General features: G+C 71.5%; 17 protein-coding genes. 7 read left to right on the forward strand and 10 right to left on the reverse strand.

The features are described 5' to 3' along the window. Positions 1–237: 237 nt before the first annotated feature. From rplI to rpsF, 4 genes are read right to left on the reverse strand one after another with little or no spacing between them, the layout of a single operon-like run. Positions 238–888, reverse strand: a complete 651-nt coding sequence (rplI, locus tag VFO26_RS02455) for a 50S ribosomal protein L9 (RefSeq protein WP_325113289.1) — start codon at positions 886–888, stop codon at positions 238–240. Further along, positions 888–1,148, reverse strand: coding sequence for a 30S ribosomal protein S18 (gene rpsR, locus VFO26_RS02460; RefSeq protein ID WP_325113290.1), 261 nt, complete (start codon positions 1,146–1,148; stop codon positions 888–890). Before rpsR ends, rplI begins: the two co-directional genes overlap by 1 nt. Before the next feature lie 10 nt (positions 1,149–1,158). After that, on the reverse strand, positions 1,159–1,593 hold the full coding sequence (locus VFO26_RS02465; protein WP_325113291.1) for a single-stranded DNA-binding protein: 435 nt from the start codon (positions 1,591–1,593) through the stop codon (positions 1,159–1,161). Between the two features lie 2 nt (positions 1,594–1,595). Then, entirely contained in the window at positions 1,596–1,967 is a 372-nt protein-coding gene (gene rpsF, locus VFO26_RS02470) for a 30S ribosomal protein S6 (RefSeq protein ID WP_325113292.1), read from the reverse strand. Between the two features lie 126 nt (positions 1,968–2,093). Here rpsF and VFO26_RS02475 point away from each other — a divergent pair, with 126 nt between their 5' ends. The 4 genes from VFO26_RS02475 (at position 2,094) to VFO26_RS02490 (ending at position 5,757) form a co-directional block, all read left to right on the forward strand. Next, complete coding sequence (locus tag VFO26_RS02475; protein WP_325113293.1) at positions 2,094–2,423, forward strand: hypothetical protein; 330 nt, start codon at positions 2,094–2,096, stop codon at positions 2,421–2,423. After that, entirely contained in the window at positions 2,420–2,959 is a 540-nt protein-coding gene (locus tag VFO26_RS02480; RefSeq protein WP_325113294.1) for a hypothetical protein, read from the forward strand. Before VFO26_RS02475 ends, VFO26_RS02480 begins: the two co-directional genes overlap by 4 nt. Before the next feature lie 183 nt (positions 2,960–3,142). Continuing rightward, complete coding sequence (locus tag VFO26_RS02485; RefSeq protein WP_325113295.1) at positions 3,143–4,561, forward strand: MBOAT family protein; 1,419 nt, start codon at positions 3,143–3,145, stop codon at positions 4,559–4,561. Continuing rightward, positions 4,561–5,757: a DUF459 domain-containing protein gene (locus VFO26_RS02490; protein ID WP_325113296.1), complete on the forward strand. Its 1,197-nt coding sequence runs from the start codon at positions 4,561–4,563 to the stop codon at positions 5,755–5,757. Before VFO26_RS02485 ends, VFO26_RS02490 begins: the two co-directional genes overlap by 1 nt. A gap of 30 nt (positions 5,758–5,787) precedes the next feature. Here VFO26_RS02490 and VFO26_RS02495 read toward each other — a convergent pair whose 3' ends face one another. Continuing rightward, positions 5,788–6,933: an ABC transporter permease gene (locus tag VFO26_RS02495; RefSeq protein WP_325113297.1), complete on the reverse strand. Its 1,146-nt coding sequence runs from the start codon at positions 6,931–6,933 to the stop codon at positions 5,788–5,790. Next, the gene (locus tag VFO26_RS02500; protein WP_325113298.1) at positions 6,930–7,919 is read right to left on the reverse strand and encodes an ABC transporter ATP-binding protein; all 990 of its coding nucleotides are present in this window, start codon (positions 7,917–7,919) and stop codon (positions 6,930–6,932) included. Before VFO26_RS02500 ends, VFO26_RS02495 begins: the two co-directional genes overlap by 4 nt. Positions 7,920–8,194: 275 nt before the next feature. Here VFO26_RS02500 and VFO26_RS02505 point away from each other — a divergent pair, with 275 nt between their 5' ends. After that, positions 8,195–8,866, forward strand: coding sequence for a hypothetical protein (locus VFO26_RS02505; RefSeq protein ID WP_325113299.1), 672 nt, complete (start codon positions 8,195–8,197; stop codon positions 8,864–8,866). Between the two features lie 69 nt (positions 8,867–8,935). Here VFO26_RS02505 and VFO26_RS02510 read toward each other — a convergent pair whose 3' ends face one another. Next, complete coding sequence (locus VFO26_RS02510; RefSeq protein WP_325113300.1) at positions 8,936–11,920, reverse strand: AAA family ATPase; 2,985 nt, start codon at positions 11,918–11,920, stop codon at positions 8,936–8,938. A gap of 176 nt (positions 11,921–12,096) precedes the next feature. On the opposite strand from VFO26_RS02510, the gene VFO26_RS02515 reads away from it, so the two are divergent. Then, positions 12,097–12,321, forward strand: a complete 225-nt coding sequence (locus VFO26_RS02515; RefSeq protein WP_325113301.1) for an aroma-sacti cluster domain-containing protein — start codon at positions 12,097–12,099, stop codon at positions 12,319–12,321. 7 nt (positions 12,322–12,328) lie between these two features. Beyond that, positions 12,329–13,027, forward strand: coding sequence for an iron-containing redox enzyme family protein (locus VFO26_RS02520; RefSeq protein WP_325113302.1), 699 nt, complete (start codon positions 12,329–12,331; stop codon positions 13,025–13,027). Here the strand turns inward: VFO26_RS02520 and VFO26_RS02525 are convergent. The 3 genes from VFO26_RS02525 to VFO26_RS02535 all read right to left on the reverse strand — a co-directional run bounded on the left by VFO26_RS02525 (position 13,014) and on the right by VFO26_RS02535 (position 17,795). Continuing rightward, positions 13,014–14,042: an LLM class flavin-dependent oxidoreductase gene (locus tag VFO26_RS02525; RefSeq protein ID WP_325113303.1), complete on the reverse strand. Its 1,029-nt coding sequence runs from the start codon at positions 14,040–14,042 to the stop codon at positions 13,014–13,016. The genes VFO26_RS02520 and VFO26_RS02525 overlap by 14 nt on opposite strands. A gap of 86 nt (positions 14,043–14,128) precedes the next feature. Then, entirely contained in the window at positions 14,129–15,427 is a 1,299-nt protein-coding gene (locus tag VFO26_RS02530; RefSeq protein ID WP_325113304.1) for an alpha/beta hydrolase, read from the reverse strand. Then, positions 15,420–17,795, reverse strand: a complete 2,376-nt coding sequence (locus VFO26_RS02535) for an FtsX-like permease family protein (protein ID WP_325113305.1) — start codon at positions 17,793–17,795, stop codon at positions 15,420–15,422. The genes VFO26_RS02530 and VFO26_RS02535 overlap by 8 nt, the downstream gene beginning before the upstream one ends. Positions 17,796–17,797 lie beyond the last annotated feature (2 nt).

The following is a 17,797-nucleotide window of genomic DNA, read 5'->3' on the forward strand; positions in this document are numbered from 1 at the left end:
CCCAGAGGAGCCGCACGCCCGAAACGGCTCCCCCCGGGAGCAGGGAGAACGGAACGCATGTTCCCATTCTATCCCCAGCGCCGGACACGGTTCTCCCCGGAAGGCGCCGGAGTCGGCGCCGAGCGAATGTCGCTCCGTGCGGAGATTTCGGCGGACCCGTCCACAGCGCTCGGCGGAGCGCTGTGGACGGTGTGGACGCTCCTGTGGACGAAAAGGGGGCCCCGCTGGGCCCCCTCGTCACTCCGGCTCGGCCTCGTCGGCCGGCTCGGCCGCGGGCTCGGTCTCCGCCTCCGCCTCGCGGTCGGCCTCCAGAGCTGCCTCCTCCTCGGCGAGCGCAGCCTCGGTCGCCCGCACGGCTTCCTCGTGTGCGCGCGCGGCGGCCTCGGCCTCCGCCCTCTCGGCGGCCTCGAGCGCGGCCAGCTCCTCCTCCGGCGGGAGATCGCCGCCCTCGGGCACGACGATGGTCTTCACCTCGGCGGTCACGCCCTCGAAGACGTGGACGGGGATCGTGAAGCGTCCGATCCGCTTGATCACGTCGATGTCGATCTTGCGCCGGTCGACGCGGACCTTCCGCGTCCGCCACAGCTCCTCCGCGATGTCCGTCGGGGTCACGGAGCCGAAGAGCGCCCCGGTCGGTCCCGCCTTGACCTCGAAGCGGAGGACGGTCTTCGTCAGCGTCGCGGCGATGTCGGCCGCCTGCTCGGCCGACCGCGCCTCGTGCCGGGCGCGCTCCGCCTCGATCCGCTCGAGCTCGGCGACGCGGCCGGGGGTCGCGACCTCGGCGAGCTGCCTCGGCAGCAGGAAGTTGCGCGCGTACCCGCGCTTCACGTCGACGACCTCGCCCTTCAGGCCGAGCTTCTCGACGTCGTGCCTGAGGATGACCTCCATCACGACCCCTGGACGTACGGCAGCAGTGCCATCTCGCGGGCCCGCTTGACCGCGACCGCGACCTGCCGCTGGTGCCGGCGGCACGCGCCGGTGATCCGGCGGTTGCGGATCTTGCCCTTCTCGGAGATGTACCGCCGAAGTTGGTTGACGTTCTTGTAGTCCACCTCTGCGACCTTGTCCTTGCAGAAGTGGCAGCTCTTGCGCCGGCCGCCGGTCGCCCCGGTCCCCGGCCGCTTGCGCGGTTGGGTCTTCGTCGCCATCGAGGGCCTCCTAGAAGGGGATGTCGTCGTCGGTCGGGGACGTGGGGAAGTCGCCTGCAGGGGTCGGAGTGGCGTCCGCGGGGATGTACCCGCCGCCGCTGCCCTCGCCGTCGCCGCGGCTTCCGAGGAACTGCACCGTGTCGGCCACGACCTCCACGGCCTGGCGCTTGTTCCCTTCCGGGGTCTCCCACTCACGCCACTCGAGACGGCCGTCGACGCCCACGGGCCGCCCCTTCGAGAGGTACTGGGCGCAGCGCTCGCCCTGGTTGCCCCAGACCGTGATGTCGAAGTAGTTCGGCTTGTCGACCCACTGACCCGTCTCGTCCTTGCGCCGTGTGTTGACGGCGAGGCGCAGGTTGCAGACGGCGGTCCCGGACGGCGTGTGCCGCAGCTCGGGGTCTTTCGTCAGGTTGCCGACGAGCACGACACGGTTGATGGCTGCCATCGCTACTCCTCCTCGGGGGCGTCCACGGGCTCTGCCTCGGCATGGTCGCCGATCGGGGCGCCCACCGCTATTGGCTCGGACGGACCTCCCTCGAGGCGACGTGTCGCCATGTGCCGCAGCACGTCGTCGTCGATCTTCAGCACGCGGGAGAGCTCGTCCAGCGTCTCCGTTCCCGCCGAGAAGCTCAGCAGGTGGTACGTGCCCTCTTCCTTCTTGTCGATCGGGTAGGCGAGCTTGCGCCGGCCCCACGCATCGTGGCGCTCGAACGTCCCGCCTCCCTGCTCGACGAGGGTGCGCACCCGCCCCACGATCTCGGCCTGCTTCTCCTCGGCGAGCTCGGGGTCCAGCAGCAACAGGATCTCGTACTCGGTCACGCGTTCCCTTCTCCTTCCTTCGGTCTGAATCGGCCGCGCCGGGTCGTGCGACGCCCGGGATCGGCGGCGCGCGGCGTGGCAGGAAGCCGCGGAAGGGTAGCAGCGCCCTGGCGGTACGATGCCGCCGTGCGAAGGCTCTTCGGCTGGATGGCAGGGCTCGTGGGCATCGCAGCGCTCGCGCGCCTGCTCGCACGGCGCGAGCGGGCCGCCCGGCGCGAGACGGCGGCTCTGCCAGCGCCGGCTCCCGACCCTGCGGACGAGTTGCGCCGCAAGCTCTCGGAGTCACGCGACGCGCCTGGGGTCACGGCCGCGACGCCCGGCGCAGCGCCGGCCGAGGCGCCGACCGAGACGCTCGAGGAGCGGCGCGCGCGTGTGCACGCCAAGGCCCAGGAGGCGATGGGCGCGATGGAGTCGTCGGCCCCGGCGGAGGCGGAGGCGCAGGAGCCTCGCCCGTGACCGAGCAGCCGCAGCCCGACGACGTCGCGGATGCCCTGACGCGGCTCGAGGAGCAGGTCACGTCTCTCCACGACGAGGTGAAGCGGCTCGGCGCCACGAGCGGGCTCCCGCCCGCGCCCGGCGACCTGCCGCCGTCAGCCGCCAGCTACGCATGGGTCGGCGCTGTCGACGCTCCCGTGCGACGCCGGCCGCAGCTGCCGCGCCTCGTGCTCGAAGCCCTGTTCCTGGCGGCGGCCGCGGCGGCCGCGGCGATCGCCGATCTCGATCCCGTCGCGATCGCGGGCGTCATGGTGGGCGCCTGGGTGCTGGTGGCGCTGATCGAGTGGGCCGCGTCCCGCGCCGACCTCCGGCAGGAGTACATCGCCTATGCCCCGGCACCCGCGACTCCGGCCGGCGCCGATCCCGCCTGGTTCAGCCCACCGGTCGAGCACACGCTGCTCGAGCCCGGGGCGACGGACTCCGTGACCGAAGTGACGAGGCTGCCGCCGCCGGTCGACGAGGCGGAAGAGACGATCGAGCACCGCCCCGCGGTCTAGGCGTCGGGAGCCTGTCCGGCGCGCCGGCCGCGCACCGGAGACGCCGGCCGGAACCGGTCGTTGCCGCAGCGACAGCGGCGGCCTTCAGGGATCTGCCCTCCCGTAGGCGGGGATCCGAGCGGTGGTGATCCGCTCGGCGATCCCCACCTTGCGAAAAAGGAGGCCCGTAGGCTTCCGCCCCGGGTGCTCTTCCCGACCGCAACCTTCGCGATCTTCTTCCTGATCGTCCTGCCGCTCTCGTGGCTGACGATGCCCTGGCCGCACCGCTGGCGGCCGTTCATCATCGTCGCGAGCTACGTCTTCTACAGCTGGTGGGACTGGCGCTTCGTGCTGCTGCTCGCAGGCTGCACGCTCTGGAACCAGATCCTGGCCGTGCGCATCTGGCGCTCGCGCGTACCGTCCCAGCGAAAGGCCCTGCTCGTCCTCGCGCTCGCGGGGAACCTCGGCGTCCTGGGCTACTTCAAGTACTACGACTTCTTCGTCTCCTCGACGGACAACCTCGCGTCGACCGTCGGGCTCGACATGCCGCTCGGGCTGAAGTCGATCGTCCTCCCCGTCGGGATCTCGTTCTTCACGTTCATGGCGATCAGCTACGTGGTGGACGCCTACCGCGGCGACTTCGAGCCGACGACCCTCGAGAAGTTCGCCGTGTACCTCTCGTTCTTCCCGCATCTCGTGGCCGGGCCGATCGTGCGGCCCTCCGAGCTGATCCCACAGATCGACACGCCGCGCAACCCGCGGCGGGTGGACACGAGCCGCGCGTTCTACCTGATCGCCACCGGCCTCTTCAAGAAGGTCGTGATCGCCAACTACCTCGCCTCCTCGATCGTCGACGAGGTGTTCGCGGCTCCCGGCCAGCACTCGTCGCTCGAGATCCTGATCGCCGTCTACGCGTACGCGGTCCAGATCTACGCGGACTTCTCCGGCTATACGGACATCGCGATCGGCATCGCGCTTCTCCTCGGCTTCACATTCCCGCAGAACTTCGACTCGCCGTACGCGGCCGTGTCCGTGCAGGACTTCTGGCGGCGCTGGCACATGACTCTCTCCCGCTGGCTGCGCGACTACGTCTACATCCCGCTCGGCGGCAACCGCGGCGGGACGATCCTGACGTACCGCAACCTCCTCCTCACGATGCTGATCGGGGGCCTCTGGCACGGCGCCGCCTGGACGTTCGTCGTGTGGGGCGGCCTCCATGGAATCGCTCTCGTGGGGGAACGCTGGCGGGCCGACCGCCGCGGCCTGCCCGCGAGCGCGCCGACCGGGTGGGGGCGCTGGCGGGCGCGTGTGATCACGTTCCACTTCGTCTGCCTCGCGTGGATCTTCTTCCGTGCGGACTCGTTCGGCGCCGCCTGGGACATGATCGAGGGGCTGTTCACCGGCTGGGGCGAAGCCTCACCGCTCGTCACGAGTGGCGTCCTGCTCGCGATCCTGGTGGGGATCGGCTCGCAGTACCTCCCCGCGCGTTTCCCGCGGGTCGTGATGGCGCGCTTCTCCCGCTTGCCGGTGCTGGGCCAGGCGACCGTGCTCGCGCTGTCGTTGATGCTCACGAGCGTGATGGGGCCGGAAGGCGTGGCACCCTTCATCTACTTCCAGTTCTGATGGCCGACCCGCCGCGCGACCTTCCACCGCTGCCACCCCTGCCTCCGCTCCCGGACGACGAGACGCGGACGCTCGAGCACGCGCCGCCCGCGCCTCCACCGCCTCCGTCGGCTCCGCCGCGGGAGGAGCGCAGGCGGGCGGGCGGCGACGGTGAGCGGCCACGGCGGCGGCAGTGGAGCGCAGGCCATGCCTTGATCGTCTCCGTCCTGGCCCTCGCGATCGGAGTGCTGCTCAACGCGCCGGGCGTCCACAAGTCGGCCTACAACAAGCCCGACGGCTGGCAGCGTGACGTCGCGCTCGCCTTCACGGGCCCGCTCGCCGACGTGAGCCACGCCCTTCTCCTCGACCGGCCGCGGAAGGGCGTCCAGGCGGTCATCGGTCGGTCGGGGGCCGACGAGATCGACACGGACATCGGACTCCCCGCGGCGCCCGCGCCCGCCTCGCCGCCGGCTCCGCCGCCCGGCAGCCCCGGGAATCCCACGACACCGAAGGCGCCGGCGAAGGTCGCTTTCTCCCCGAAGAAGAAGCTCCGCCTGTGGGTCGCCGGCGACTCGCTGATCATCACCCCCGGCTACGCGATCGTCCGGGCCGCCGGCGGGAGCCCGGCGATCGAGTCGGTCGGCGGTGTCGACGGCAGGGTGGCGACCGGCCTCACGCGCCCGGACGTCGTGAACTGGTTCGACGAGATCAGGAAGAAGATGAAGGAGCTGCGACCGAAAGCGGTCGTGCTCGGGTTCGGCGGCAACGACGACAAGGCGTACATGACCGGGTTGCCCGAAGGGGTCTCGATCGACGCGTTCGGCGGGTCGGTGTGGCGGCGGGAGTACGGACGCCGTGTTGGCGGGCTGATGGACGCGATCAACCGTGCCGGCGGGTTCGTGATCTGGATCGGGCTCCCGCAGACGCGATCGCCGGAGCAGACGCAACGCTTCGACGTCGTCAACGCCGTCGTGCAGAGGGAGGCGCGCAAGCGCGAGGGGCGCGCCGCCTTCATCGACACGTACACCATGTTCGCGGGCGACGACGGCGGCTACACGCAGTTCCTCCCGAACGGGAGCGGCGGGCTCGTCGAGGTGCGCGCCGACGACGGCGTCCACTTCGAGCGTGAGGGCGGGGACATGATCGCCCGGGTGGTCCTGAGAGAGCTCAACCGCAAGTACGACCTCACGAGCTGGCGGAAGCAGAGCACGTCCTGACGACCTGACGGGCGCCCTCCGAGCCTCGGGTCAGCGCTGCTGTGTGAGGCGCCAGGCCGCGCGGACGCCGAGGCGAGAGCCGCCGTGGAGGAGACCCTGGGCGTAGACGCGCCCGGCGAAGCGGACGAGCGCGTAGATCGAGGCGATGACGAGGACGAGCGCGAGCGCGTGCTCCCAGAGTGGCACGCCGACGAGTGCGCTGCGGGCGGGAAGGACGAGGGGCGCGCTCACCGGGAAGACCGTGAGCGCGTGCGCGAGAAGGCCGTCGGGGGCGCTCGAGAGGGCGACGTACCCGGCGAAGTACACGCCGAGCAGCGTGTACGTGACGGGCTGCCCTGCCGTGTCCGCGTTCTGCTGCCGCGAGGCCAGCGCGCCTGCGGCCGCATAGGCCACCGCGTAGAGCGCGAACCCGAGCGCGAACCAGGGGATGACGAGGGCGACGTCGCCGCCGAGCTCGGCCGGCGCGTCGAAGACCCCCGAGACGAGCAGCGCCGCGGCGAGCCCGGCCACGAGCGCCAGCTGGGCGAATCCCAGGAGGCCGATCCCGATCACCTTCCCGGCGAGCAGGTGGCGCGGGCGCACCGTCGACAGGATCAGCTCCACGACGCGGTTGTTCTTCTCCTCCACGACGCCGGTGACGACCCACTGGCCGTAGAACGCGAGTGACGTGAGGAGGAGCAGGGACCCGACGTAGGCCACCAGGATCGCGGCGTCGGTGGTCTCCTCGTCGGGAGGGTGCAGCGTCGTGATCGCCAGCTCGGGGGCGGGCGGCAGTTGGCGTCTGTGCGCCCGCACCGCCGCGTCCGCGACCGCCGCCGCCTTCGCATCGACGTTGGCCCGGAAGACGAGCCGGTCGTCGGAGAGGAGGAGCAGCGCATCGACCTCCTCGGCCTCGAGCGCCTGGCGCCCGGCCGCCGGTGACGCCACGACCCGAAGTTGCACCTTCGCGTCGTCGAACGGCTCGGCCGCGTGCTGGAGCGCGGCGCCGAGCCCGGGGGGCGCCGGCTCGGCCACTGCGACGCGGTAGGTCGTCGTGGGGTCGAACATCCGCCCGAGGACGGCCGATCCACCCACGAGCGCAAGCAGGACGAGCGTCGAGGCGAGGAACGCCTTGCTGCGCGTGCGCTCGCGGATCTCCCGCCAGGCGATGAGCGCGATCGCAGTGCGCCCGCTCATGGCGCCACCAGCTCGACGAAGAGCTCGGCGAGCGAGGGCGGGCCGTAGCTGAAGGCGACCACCCGCCCCGCCCGCTCCGCTGCCGCGAGCAGCTGCTCCGGGTCGACTTCCCGGCCGGCCGACAGACGCACGCTCCCGTTGCGCCGCTCGACGAGCTCGACGCCCGAGACGTCCGGCAGCCACCCCGGCGGCGCGTCGTCGAGCTGCAGCTCGATCCGCCGATGCTGCGAGGCACGTCGTAAGCCGTCGACGTCCCCGGTGGCGACGATGCGCCCGTGGTCGACGATCGCGACCTCCTCGCAGATGTCCTCCACGAGCTCGAGCTGATGACTGGAGAAGAGGACGGCGGCGCCGCGCTCCGCCTCGCTCCGGAGCACCTCTGCGAGCGTGAGCACCGCCACGGGGTCGAGCCCTGCGAACGGCTCGTCGAGGACGAGGAGCTTCGGCTCGTGCACCAGCGCTGCCGCGAGCTGCGCGCGCTGCTGGGTGCCGTGCGAGAGCTCCTCGACCTTCGCGCGAGCGCGATCCTCCAGGCCGAGCCGCTCGAGCCAGCGGGCTGACGCGGCGCGCGCCCGGCCCGCGTCGAGCCCGTGCAGGCGTCCGAAGTACTCGATCTGCTCGCCGACCTGCATCCGCGGGTACAGGCCCCGCTCCTCCGGCATGTAGCCGAACTCGAGCCGCTCGGCCAGGCCGACGGGCCGCCCGTCCCAGAGCACCTCCCCGGTGTCCAGCTCCACGAGCTCGAAGACGCTGCGCATCGCCGTGGTCTTGCCCGCGCCGTTCGGGCCCAGGAACCCGACCATACGGCCGGGCTTCACCGCAAGGCTCAGCCCGTCGAGCGCCACGACCTCGTCGAAGCCCTTTCGGAGGTCGATCAGCTCGAGGCCGCGAACGTCCGGCCGCGCCGTGCGTGTTCTGCCGACTGCGTCGGTCGCGAGCTGCCCCCGTGTGCCACGTCCGTCCGCAGTCTGCGTCACCGAAAGCACGGTTACCCGCTCCTCGAGATCGCCTCACCTGTACTGCCGCGATCCTCGAGCCGAGCATTGCGCGGGCCGCAGCCGGCGGCATCGGGAGATCGCGCCGACCTCCTGTGGATCACTACTGATTCGCGAATCGGCTGCCGCGCTGTGTGGACGAGCACCGGAGGGGTGGTCCGGGAGGGAGTGGCTCTCGCCGGATTCCCAGTCGCGTCTCAGCGTGTTCTCAGCGGCGTGGGGCTGAATGGGTCGGCAGGCAGGCAACCCGATCGGAAGGAGAACGCGTGAAGCGCGCAATGATCTCGGTAGGTGCGGCGGCGCTGGCCGTCGCCGGAGGTGGGGCCGCGCTCGCCGCCAACGGCCTCGGCACGCCGGAGGAAGAGGGCAAGGCGGTCGTCGAGGATGCCGCCGAGCAACTCGGCGTCGACGCGGACAAGCTGAGCGACGCGCTGAAGACGGCGCTCGAGAACCGTGTCGACGCGGCGGTCGCGGCCGGGTCGCTCACGGAGGAGCAGGGCGAGGCCCTGAAGGCGCGGATCGAGTCGCAGGACTTTCCCCTGCTCGGCGGAGGCGGCTTCCGCCTCGGTCACCACGGCGGCCCGGGCGGGCACGGCTTCGGCCACCTGGATGCGGCGGCGACGTATCTCGGCCTCACCGAGGCGGAACTGCGGGCGGAGCTGTCCGAGGGCAAGACGCTCGCCGAGGTCGCGAAGGAAGAGGGCAAGACCGTCGACGGGCTCGTGGCGGCGCTCCTGGCCGACGAGAAGAAGGAACTGGCCGAGGCGGTCTCGTCCGGGCGCCTCACGCGGGCGCAGGCGGACGAGATCCTCGAGAACGCCGAGGCGCGGTACACCGACATGGTGAACGGCGAGATGCCGCAGCACGGGCTACGCCGGTTCGGCGGCCCTCCGTCCGCTCTCTGGTCGGAGGGCCCGCACCGCGGCGGGACGATGTGAGCTGAGCGCGCAGGCGAGGGCCCGGAGCCACCTCGGAGTCAGCCCGCTCCGAGGTGGCGGCCGGCCACGTCAGACCGGCAGGCTGTTGCCGGTCAACGCCTCGAGGCGCGCGCGGACCTGGCCGGCCGCGGAGGCGTTTCGCTTTCGCTCGTACCGCTCGAGGGCCTCTCCGAGCGTGGCGACGGCCTCGTCCAGGCGACCCGCGTCGACCAGCACCTCGGCGAGGTCGGAGAGCGCTGCGCCCTGGAAGTTGAGGGCGTCGGTCTGCTCGATCATCGCAACGGCCTCGCGCGCGAGAGCCTCCGCCTTCTCGCGGCGCCCCCGGTGCGAGTCGACGCGTGCCTGCACCTGGCGCCACAGTGACTGTGAGAGCACATCGTGCTCGTCTCCGAGCTCGCGTCCCGTCTCTGCGCGCGGCTCCGCATCGTCGAAGCGGCCGAGGGCGCACAGGAAGCGCCCGAGCCAGGGGGCGAAGGTCGAGAGCAGCGCGTGCTGGCCGTGCTCGGACAGGAAGTCGCAGTAGTCCTGCATGTACTGCGCCGCCAGGGCGTAGTTCCCCTCCAGCCCCGCGATCTCCGCAAGGGTGTACTCCCCGGCTCCCTGCGGGCCTGCGGCGAGCTCCCGGAGCCGATCGCTCGCGTCGCGCGCGCTCGGCCATGCCTCCTCGAAGCGGCCGAGCATCGCCAGGAGGTCGGATCGAACCACCAGCGCCGACGCGTGTGGCGCGTCCTCCAGTGCCGCGTCCAGCGTCTCCAGCGCCTCGTCGGCCGGCATCGGCCCGACGACGAGGGCGACCTCGAGGAAGAAGAGATGCGTCGGGCGCTGACCGGCGAGCCGGGCATGACGGAGCGCCTCGCCGGCGGCGCGCGTCCATTCGGCGTACTGGCCGCGTACGCTGGCCACGCCCCATCCGAAGGCAGCCCACACGTGGCTCAGACAGGCGTGATCCCCCGCCTCGCCGAGCAGCGGCAACGCCTCGTTCACGCAGGCGTCCACCTCGTCCGGAGATCCCTCGCCGGACAGCAGCCTGTTGAAGGCGACCATGACGCGGGCCCCGGCTTCGCCGGGTACGTCACCGGTGGCGTGGGCCCGCTCGGCCGCGGCCTCTGCGATCGCCGCGGCCTGCTGAGGGGTTTCCTGCGCGCTCGCCAGGTCGAGCTCGAGCGCGACGTCCAGGCGCGTCGGCCGCAGAAGCTCGAGTGCGCGCTCGAGGAGAGCCGCGGCTGCACGGTCGTCGCCCCGCCAGAGGGCGCGACGTCCGGCCGCCGCGACCCGTTCACCCGCGCGAACCGCGAGCGCCGCGTCGGGGCGACCCAGCTCCTGCTTGTACCGGGCGGCTTGCTCGAGGTGGTGGCCGACGATGTCGTCGGCCTCGCGCTCCGAGCCGCGCTCGTCGAGCCAGGCTGCGATCTGCTCGTGGAACTCCGCACGGACCGCCTTGGGGAGCGCATCGTAGGCGGCGTCGCAGATGAGGACGTGGCGGAAGCGATACGCCTCGTCCCCGGGCACCTGAGAGGGCTCCGGCCGGATGAGCTCCTTGCGAACGAGCGAGATCAGACGGGCCGGCAGCTGTGGCTCACTTCCGTCGAGAGCCCGCACGGCGCTCACGTGGAACACGCGCCCCTCCACCGCGCCCCGCTCGAGCACGCTGCGTTCACCCGGGTCGAGCTGATCCAGCCGTGCGGCCAGGAGCGCCTGGATGGTCGGTGGGACAGCCACGTCCGCGTCCCCGGACTCGCGCACGAGCGCCACCATCTCCTCGAGGAAGAGCGGGTTTCCCTCCGCTGCCCGGGCGATCCGGTCACGCAGCTCCCCCTCGCCGCCGCCGAGCGCGTCGAGCAGCCGGTCGGTCTCGTCGGCATCGAGCGGCTCGAGGAGGACCGTCGCCGCGTTCCACTTGCCGCCGCTCCAACCCGGTCGGCGGTCGAGGAATTCCGGGCGCGCCAGGCAGAGCACCAGGATCGGCGCGCCTCGACTGAGGTCTGCGACATGCTCGACGAGGTCGAGCAGCTTCTCCTCGGCCCAGTGGACGTCGTCGAGCACGCACACCACGGGGTGCTCCTGCGCCCGCTCCTCGAGCAGCTTGCGGAACGCCCACGCGATCTCCTCCGACGACGTCGGCTCGTCCGACTCGCCCAGGAGCGAACGGAGCGGAGCGGCGACTGCGCCGTTGGAAGGCAGCGGCCCCAGCTGATTGACGATCTCGACCACGGGGCCATAGGTGATTCCCTCGCCGTACGAGAGACACCGGCCGCGAACGACACGCGCCCCGACCCGCGTGAAGAACTCCATCGCAAGGCGCGACTTGCCGACGCCCGCAGCGCCGAGAACCGTGAACAGCTGACACGACCGGTCCGCCACCGTCCGGCCGAACGCGTCGCGCAGCGCCCGCAACTCGCGCTCCCGGCCCACCATGGGCATGTCGAGACGCCGCGGCGCCTCCTCGCCGATGTCGAGCAGGCGGTAGGCCGCCACCGGCTTCGACTTCCCCTTGAGCTCGAGGGGCGGCACCGGCTCGACGTCGACGACACCACGCAGGAGCCGGGCCGTCTCGGCGCCGAGCAGCGCCGTGCCGGGCTCGGCCGCCTTCTCCAACCGCGCGGCGACGTTCACGGCGTCGCCCGTGGCGAGCCGCTCCTCCGTGCCGGTCACCACCTCGCCGGTGTTGACGCCGATCCGCGCCTGGACGCCGAGCTCGGGGAGCGCCTCCAGGATGTCCGACGCCGACCGCACCGCGCGCAATGCATCGTCCTCGTGCAGGACCGGCACCCCGAACACCGCCATCACGGCATCGCCGACGAACTTCTCCACTGTGCCGCCGTGCTGCTCGACGATGCCCTTGATCCGCTCGTAGTAGCGAAGGAGGATCGCGCGCAACGCCTCGGGGTCGACGGACTCACCGAGCGACGTCGAGCCGGCCACGTCGCAGAAGAGGACGGTGACGGTCTTGCGAAGCTCACGCGCCGGCGTCCGGCCGGCGAGCTGCGCGCCGCAATGCGGGCAGAAGGCGAAATCGCCCCCACTGTCGCGGCCGCAACGCGTGCAGGTCGGCACGTCACGAGCGTAGACCCCCCGTGCGCGCCTGACAATCTCGGTCGTGTCGGTTCGGGACGGCGTGCTTGTCGGATGCCCGGCCGGGGCATAGGATCGACGCCCGGGAGTGGCCGCCGCGGAGCTCGCTATGTCGGCGCCGGCGCGGCAGAAGACGGCGACGGAAAGGGAGGCGTGTCATGCCCACCAACGGAGGCTCGAACCTCGACAAGCTCACGCAGCACGGCCTGATCCGGCAGGATCTGCCTGAGCCGTTCGCTCGTCTCGTGGACGGTCTGACCAGGCACGAGGTCGAGACCCTCGTGGCGATGAAGAAGCGCCTCGACGCGGCCGGCGCCTGGCACGGCCTCGGGGAAGGGACGACCGGCGAGTTGCCGCCCTGGACGACGTTCATGGTCTTCTGAGCCGATCATGCCGACGGCCAGCGCCCGCCTTCGGCGCAAGCTCGATCTGGCCGCGCCGGCATTCGCGGCGCCGGGACAGTTGCTGCTCGACGATCCCGACGCGCGCGAGCTCACGCCGTGTTTTCTCGCGGCGGGCTCCTACGTGACCCTCACGATGGTCCCGCTGATGGAGGCGGCGCTCCGGCGTGCCCAGGAGCTGGCCGCCGAGGATGCCGTCGCCGCGGGCCTCGTGGTCTACCTGGAGCGCCACATCCCCGAGGAGCTGCATGGCGGGGCGCCCGGACGCGCCGCGCTCGACGATCTCGAGGCGCTCGGGATCGACACCGTCGCGTTGCGCACCGGGCCGCCCCCGCCGAAGATGGCGGCGCTCGTCGGCACCCTCGCCTTCTGGATCTGGCACCGGCATCCCGTGGCGATCCTCGGGTTGCTCGCGCTCGAGGGGTTCCACCCGCATGGGCCGACGGTCGAGCGGCTCGTCGAGCAGACGGGCCTCCCGCGGGACGGCTTCAGACAGCTCCTCCTGCACGCGAAGCTCGACGCCCACCATGCAGAGGAGCTGCACCGCGTGCTCGACACGCTGCCCCTCGAGCGGGAGCAGGAGCAGCTGATCGCCCTCGCGGCGCTCCAGACGATGTCGTCGCTGATCGATGCGTGGCTCGACGTCGTCACCGACGGCTCGCGAGTCCCGACCGTCAGCGCGACCTGACACCGCCCGGCTCGGGTCGCGATCGTGAGCGCCGGAGTGCCTGCCGGACGCTCGCGAGAATCTCGTATGAGCGCACCCGTGCCGAGTGGTCATGGATCGCAGCGGCAACGATGAGCTCGTCCGCGTCGGTCTCCGCAATGACCCCTTCGAGGCCCTCTCGTACCGTCTCCGCCGATCCGACGTACGAGCGGCTCAGCATCTGCGAGACGCGCGCTCTCTCGTCCGGCGACCAGTACGCCTCGATGTCGTCCACGGGTGGCGGCAGCTGGCCGCGAGCGCCCCGGAACACGTTCGTGAACGACTGTTGCACGGAGGTGAAGAGCTGGCGCGCGGTCGCGTCGTCGTCCGCTGCGACGACGTTCACGGCGACCATCGCGTACGGCTCTTGGAGCTGCGCGGAGGGCTGGAAGCGGGCCCGGTACAGATCGAGCGCGGGAAGCAACGCCTCGGGCGCAAAGTGGGACGCGAACGCGTAGGGGAGCCCCAGTGCCGCCGCGAGCTGCGCGCCGTAGAGGCTCGAGCCGAGGATCCAGATCGGAACGTGCGATCCCACACCCGGGATCGCGAACACGCGCTGGCCCGGCCGCGGATCGCCCAGCAGTGCCTGCAGCTCCAGTACGTCCTGAGGGAACGAGTCGGCACTCGGATCCTGCCGGAGGGCCTGCAGCGTCAACTGGTCGGTGCCCGGCGCACGCCCCACCCCGAGGTCGATCCTGCTCGGGTGCAGCGCCTCCAGCGTTCCGAACTGCTCGGCGATCACGAGCGGTGGGTGATTCGGCAGCATCACGCCACCCGCGCCGACACGAATCGCCTGCGTTCCCTGTGCGATGTGGGCGATCACCACGGACGTCGCCGCACTCGCGATCCCGCTCAGGTTGTGGTGCTCGGCGACCCAGTAACGGCTGTAGCCGAGTCGCTCCGCGTGCTGCGCGAGATCCAACGAGTTGCGCAGCGCCTGCCCGGGCGTTCCGCCCACGACGATCGGCGCGAGGTCGAGGATCGCGACGGGCAGCACGCACCGACGATACCGCCGCGTCACCGACCGGACCTCCACCGACGAGGCGCCGGAGTCGAACCGACCGAACCTCGGTGCGCGGCCGCTTACTCTCCGAGCAGCGCCCGGTCGAAGAAGCCGGTGACGCGCCGCTCGTACTCCTGCGGGCGTGCGTCGAGCCCGCCCACGTGCCCCGCCTCGGCGATCCTCCACAGGACCTTCGGGGCAGAGGCGGCACGGAAGTACTCGACGTTCAGCTCCTCGCCGCCGCCGCCGTGCCCGGCGTAGATCAGGAACGTTGGCCGTGGCGCGATGCGCCGCACCAGGTCGTCGAGTGCGGGTGGTGGCGCCGTACCGCTCATGACGGCCACCGCAGCCGTCTGCAGGGCGGCCTGCGGCAGCGCGAGCCAGCCCCGCGGCCCGCGGAGCACGTCCTCCCGGACCGAGCGCGTGCCGGCGCCCTCCGACACGACGGCCCGTAGCCCGGTGTTCGACGCCGCGGCCTCCAGCATCGTCTCGCCGCCGACCGAGAAGCCGATGCCGCCGATCCGCTCCTCCGTGACATCGGGCCTGCGCCGAAGCCATGCGACAGCCGCGTCGATGTCCTTCGCGCCCTCCCAGCCGAGCAGGTTGGGGTCGCCCTCGCTCCCGTCGTAGCCGCGCGCGTCCAGCAGGAGCACGCCGTAGCCGTGCCGGACGAGCATTCGCGCCTGCGGCAGCCTCCCCTGCCGGGTCGGATACGAGAGCACGGCGGCGCCGTTTCGCGAGGGGACGTACCAGGCGGCGAGGTCGAGTCCGTCGGCGGTTCGCACCGTCACCTCCTCGTACGGCCGTCCGAGCTCTACCGGAGCGACCGCCGCACGGGGACGGTGGGTCGCGAGGATGCCGATCGCGAGCGGCGAGACGAGGACGTATGCCGCAACGACGGTCGCGATGACGATCGCGCCGCGGCGGAGGTTGCGGAACCGGCCGGGCTTCCGCGAGCGCCACAGCAGCACGAGGGCCAGCGCGAGGAGCACCAGGCCCACCGGGAGGAGCAGGAAGCCGGTCCAGTCCTCTCCCCGGGCGCCGACCGCACGGGCGTCCGCGATCGCGAGCGCCGCGCCTTCGAGCGCGAGCGCCCCGAGCGCTGCCGCGAGCGCGGCGCGCGCCCCGTCGCGCAGGCGTGGGTAGGCGACCGCGGCAAGAGCCAGGATCGCGAGCGACACCGACCCTCGCAGCAGGTGCTCCTCCGGCCCGGTGCCGGGCTCGGGCGTGACGAACGCGTCGACGATCGCGTGCACGGCCACGATCGCAGTCGCCCCGGAGAACAGGAGCACGTCGAGGCCAGCCGACTCGACGTGTCGCGTGAGCGGGAGCCGCGCGCCCCGGAGGACGCGCGGCAGCCCGATCGCGGGCTCATGCATAGCGGAGGGCCTCCCCGGGCTTGTAGCGAACCGCACGCCGGAGTGGGATCCGCATGAGGAGCAGCGCGAGCACCACCGTGCCGACGAGCGCGATGAGCACGTTCAGCGGCGGGAAGGTGAATGCGAACTCGATCTTGACGAACTCGAGCAGCAGCCAGTTGAGCACCCGTGCCAGCGCGTAGCCGACCGGGATACCGAGCAGCCAGCCGAGCAGCGAGACGGTCAGCCCCTCCACGGCGAAGATCCGCCGGATGTCGCGAGCGCGTGCCCCGATGCACCGTAGGACGCCGATCTCCCGCGTCCGCTCGAGCACGTTCATCGTGATCGCGTTGACGAGCCCGACCATGCTGATTGCCACGATCAGGAAGCCGAGGATGCCGATGGCCGAGCTGATCTGGCGGTTCGCGTCGACGTTCCGTGCCTGATCGACGTAGCGGATGTTCGTGCCGATGGAATAGCCGGCCGCGGCGAGGCGGTCCTCCAGCTGCGTCGTGGTTCGGTCGATCAGGCCGTGGTCGAGGGAGGTCGTGCGCACCCAGTAGGCGTTGACGGTGTCGGGACTGTCGAGGATCTCCCGGAGCGTCGAGAGCGGCGCCAGGAAGAGAAGGCCGTTCTGCATCTGTGTCCCGGTCATCCCGACGATGCGAAGGCTGGCCGGGCCCGACGCGGTCTGGATCGTGACCGTGTCGCCGACGTCCGCCCCGATCGCCCTGGCGATGTTCTTGGCGATCACCGTCACGGCGGCGCCTTCGGTCTCCTCGCCCGGGGTGAACCACCGCCCGTCGACGACCTTCCGATCGAACATCGGCCGCGGCGGGAGCCCCCACGCCGATGCGTCCTTGCCGTCCGCCTTCACCATGTTCATGAGCACCGGCTGCGCCGTCGCCACGCCGGGCGTCGTCCGGATCACGCGATGGGCCTGAGCGTCCAGGGGCTTCCCCACGACCGTGTTCAGGTCGAGGTCGTAATGGAGCTGGTTCCAGGCCGCCTCGGTCGTGGACGTGACGCTGTTCATGAGCGCCAGCACGCCGATCAGCGTCCCGACCGCGAGCGCGATCTGCACGACCGTCGCGACGGTTCGGCGGGCGCGTCGAGTGACGCTGCGGACGCCGATCTGTGCCGTGCGCGGCAGGAACGTCACCCGCCGGAGCGCCTTGTCGGCGATACGGGCGCCGCCCCCGAGCGAGGGCACCTCCTCGAGCGCCTCGCGCACGGGGACGCGCGTCCCGCGGCGGATGGCGGGGAGTGCCATGAGAGGCGGAGCAACCAGACCGAGGACGAGGCTGACCACGACCACGGGCACGCTGACCGCCCAGCCTGGCGAGATGGCGAAGAACGACGAGCCGAAGAAGCCCACGATCGCGTTCGAGATCACCACCCCGAGGCCGACCCCCAGCACTGCCGAGATTCCACCGAGCAGGAGGGCGGTCACGAGGTAGACGCGCCTGATCTGACGGCGCGTGCCGCCGATCGCCTTCATCATCCCGATTTCACGGCGTTGCTCCCCGATCAGCGTCCCCATCGTGTTCGCCACGAGCACGCTCGCCGCGAGCAGCGCGAGCACCGTGAACACGTTCATCAGCGACGCGAGCTGGTCGAACAGCTCCTTGCCGGGGTACGTACCGGGCTCGCGCACGCTCGGCAGCTCGGAGAAGCCCGTGAACGAGGTGTTGCCGCGCAGGTAATCCCGAATGTCATCCGCTGTGCGGTTGGCGGCCGCCGTGGCCGCGTCGGCGAGCCGGAATGCGAGCAAGCTGTATCCAGGCTCGCCCGCCAGCTCCGCAGCCGTCGCCGGTGTGGAGTAGAGGACGACGAAGTCGCCGTTCACCCCCATCTGGCTCCACTCGAGGTTCCGACCGACACCGCTCACACGCAGGGTGTGGGTGCGATCGCCGACACCGACGACGCGGATGCTGTCCCCCGGAGCGCCGTCGTAGCGGCCCCCGCTCGAGTTCTGGACGTCCGTCAGCACCGTGCCCGCTCGCGGCGCCGTCCCGGACGCGATCGTGACCCGGTCGACCGGCTGGCGCCCGTAGTCCGGGATGCCGACGACGAGCGCCTTCTGGCGACGCTCGCCGATCCAGACCCGGGTCTGGACGACGCTCAGCGCCTGCACGTCCTCGACGTTCGGCAGCCGACGGAGCGCAGCGAGTTGTGCCGGTGTCACCACGAGCGGCTTCGTCTGAAGCGTCAGATCGGCGAGCCGGCTGGCCCGAACTTCGTCCCGCATCGCGCGGTCCATCAGAGGCGAGGCCGCGAAGATCCCGATGCTGGCGACGGCGATCGCAAGCGTGAGCACGGCAAAGACCGCTCGCGCCTTGCGCCTGGTCAGGTCGGTGATCGACTTCTTGAGAAGTGTGGAGGCCATGA

The sequence above is a fragment of the Gaiella sp. genome, assembly GCF_035710885.1.
Lineage (GTDB): Bacteria > Actinomycetota > Thermoleophilia > Gaiellales > Gaiellaceae > Gaiella.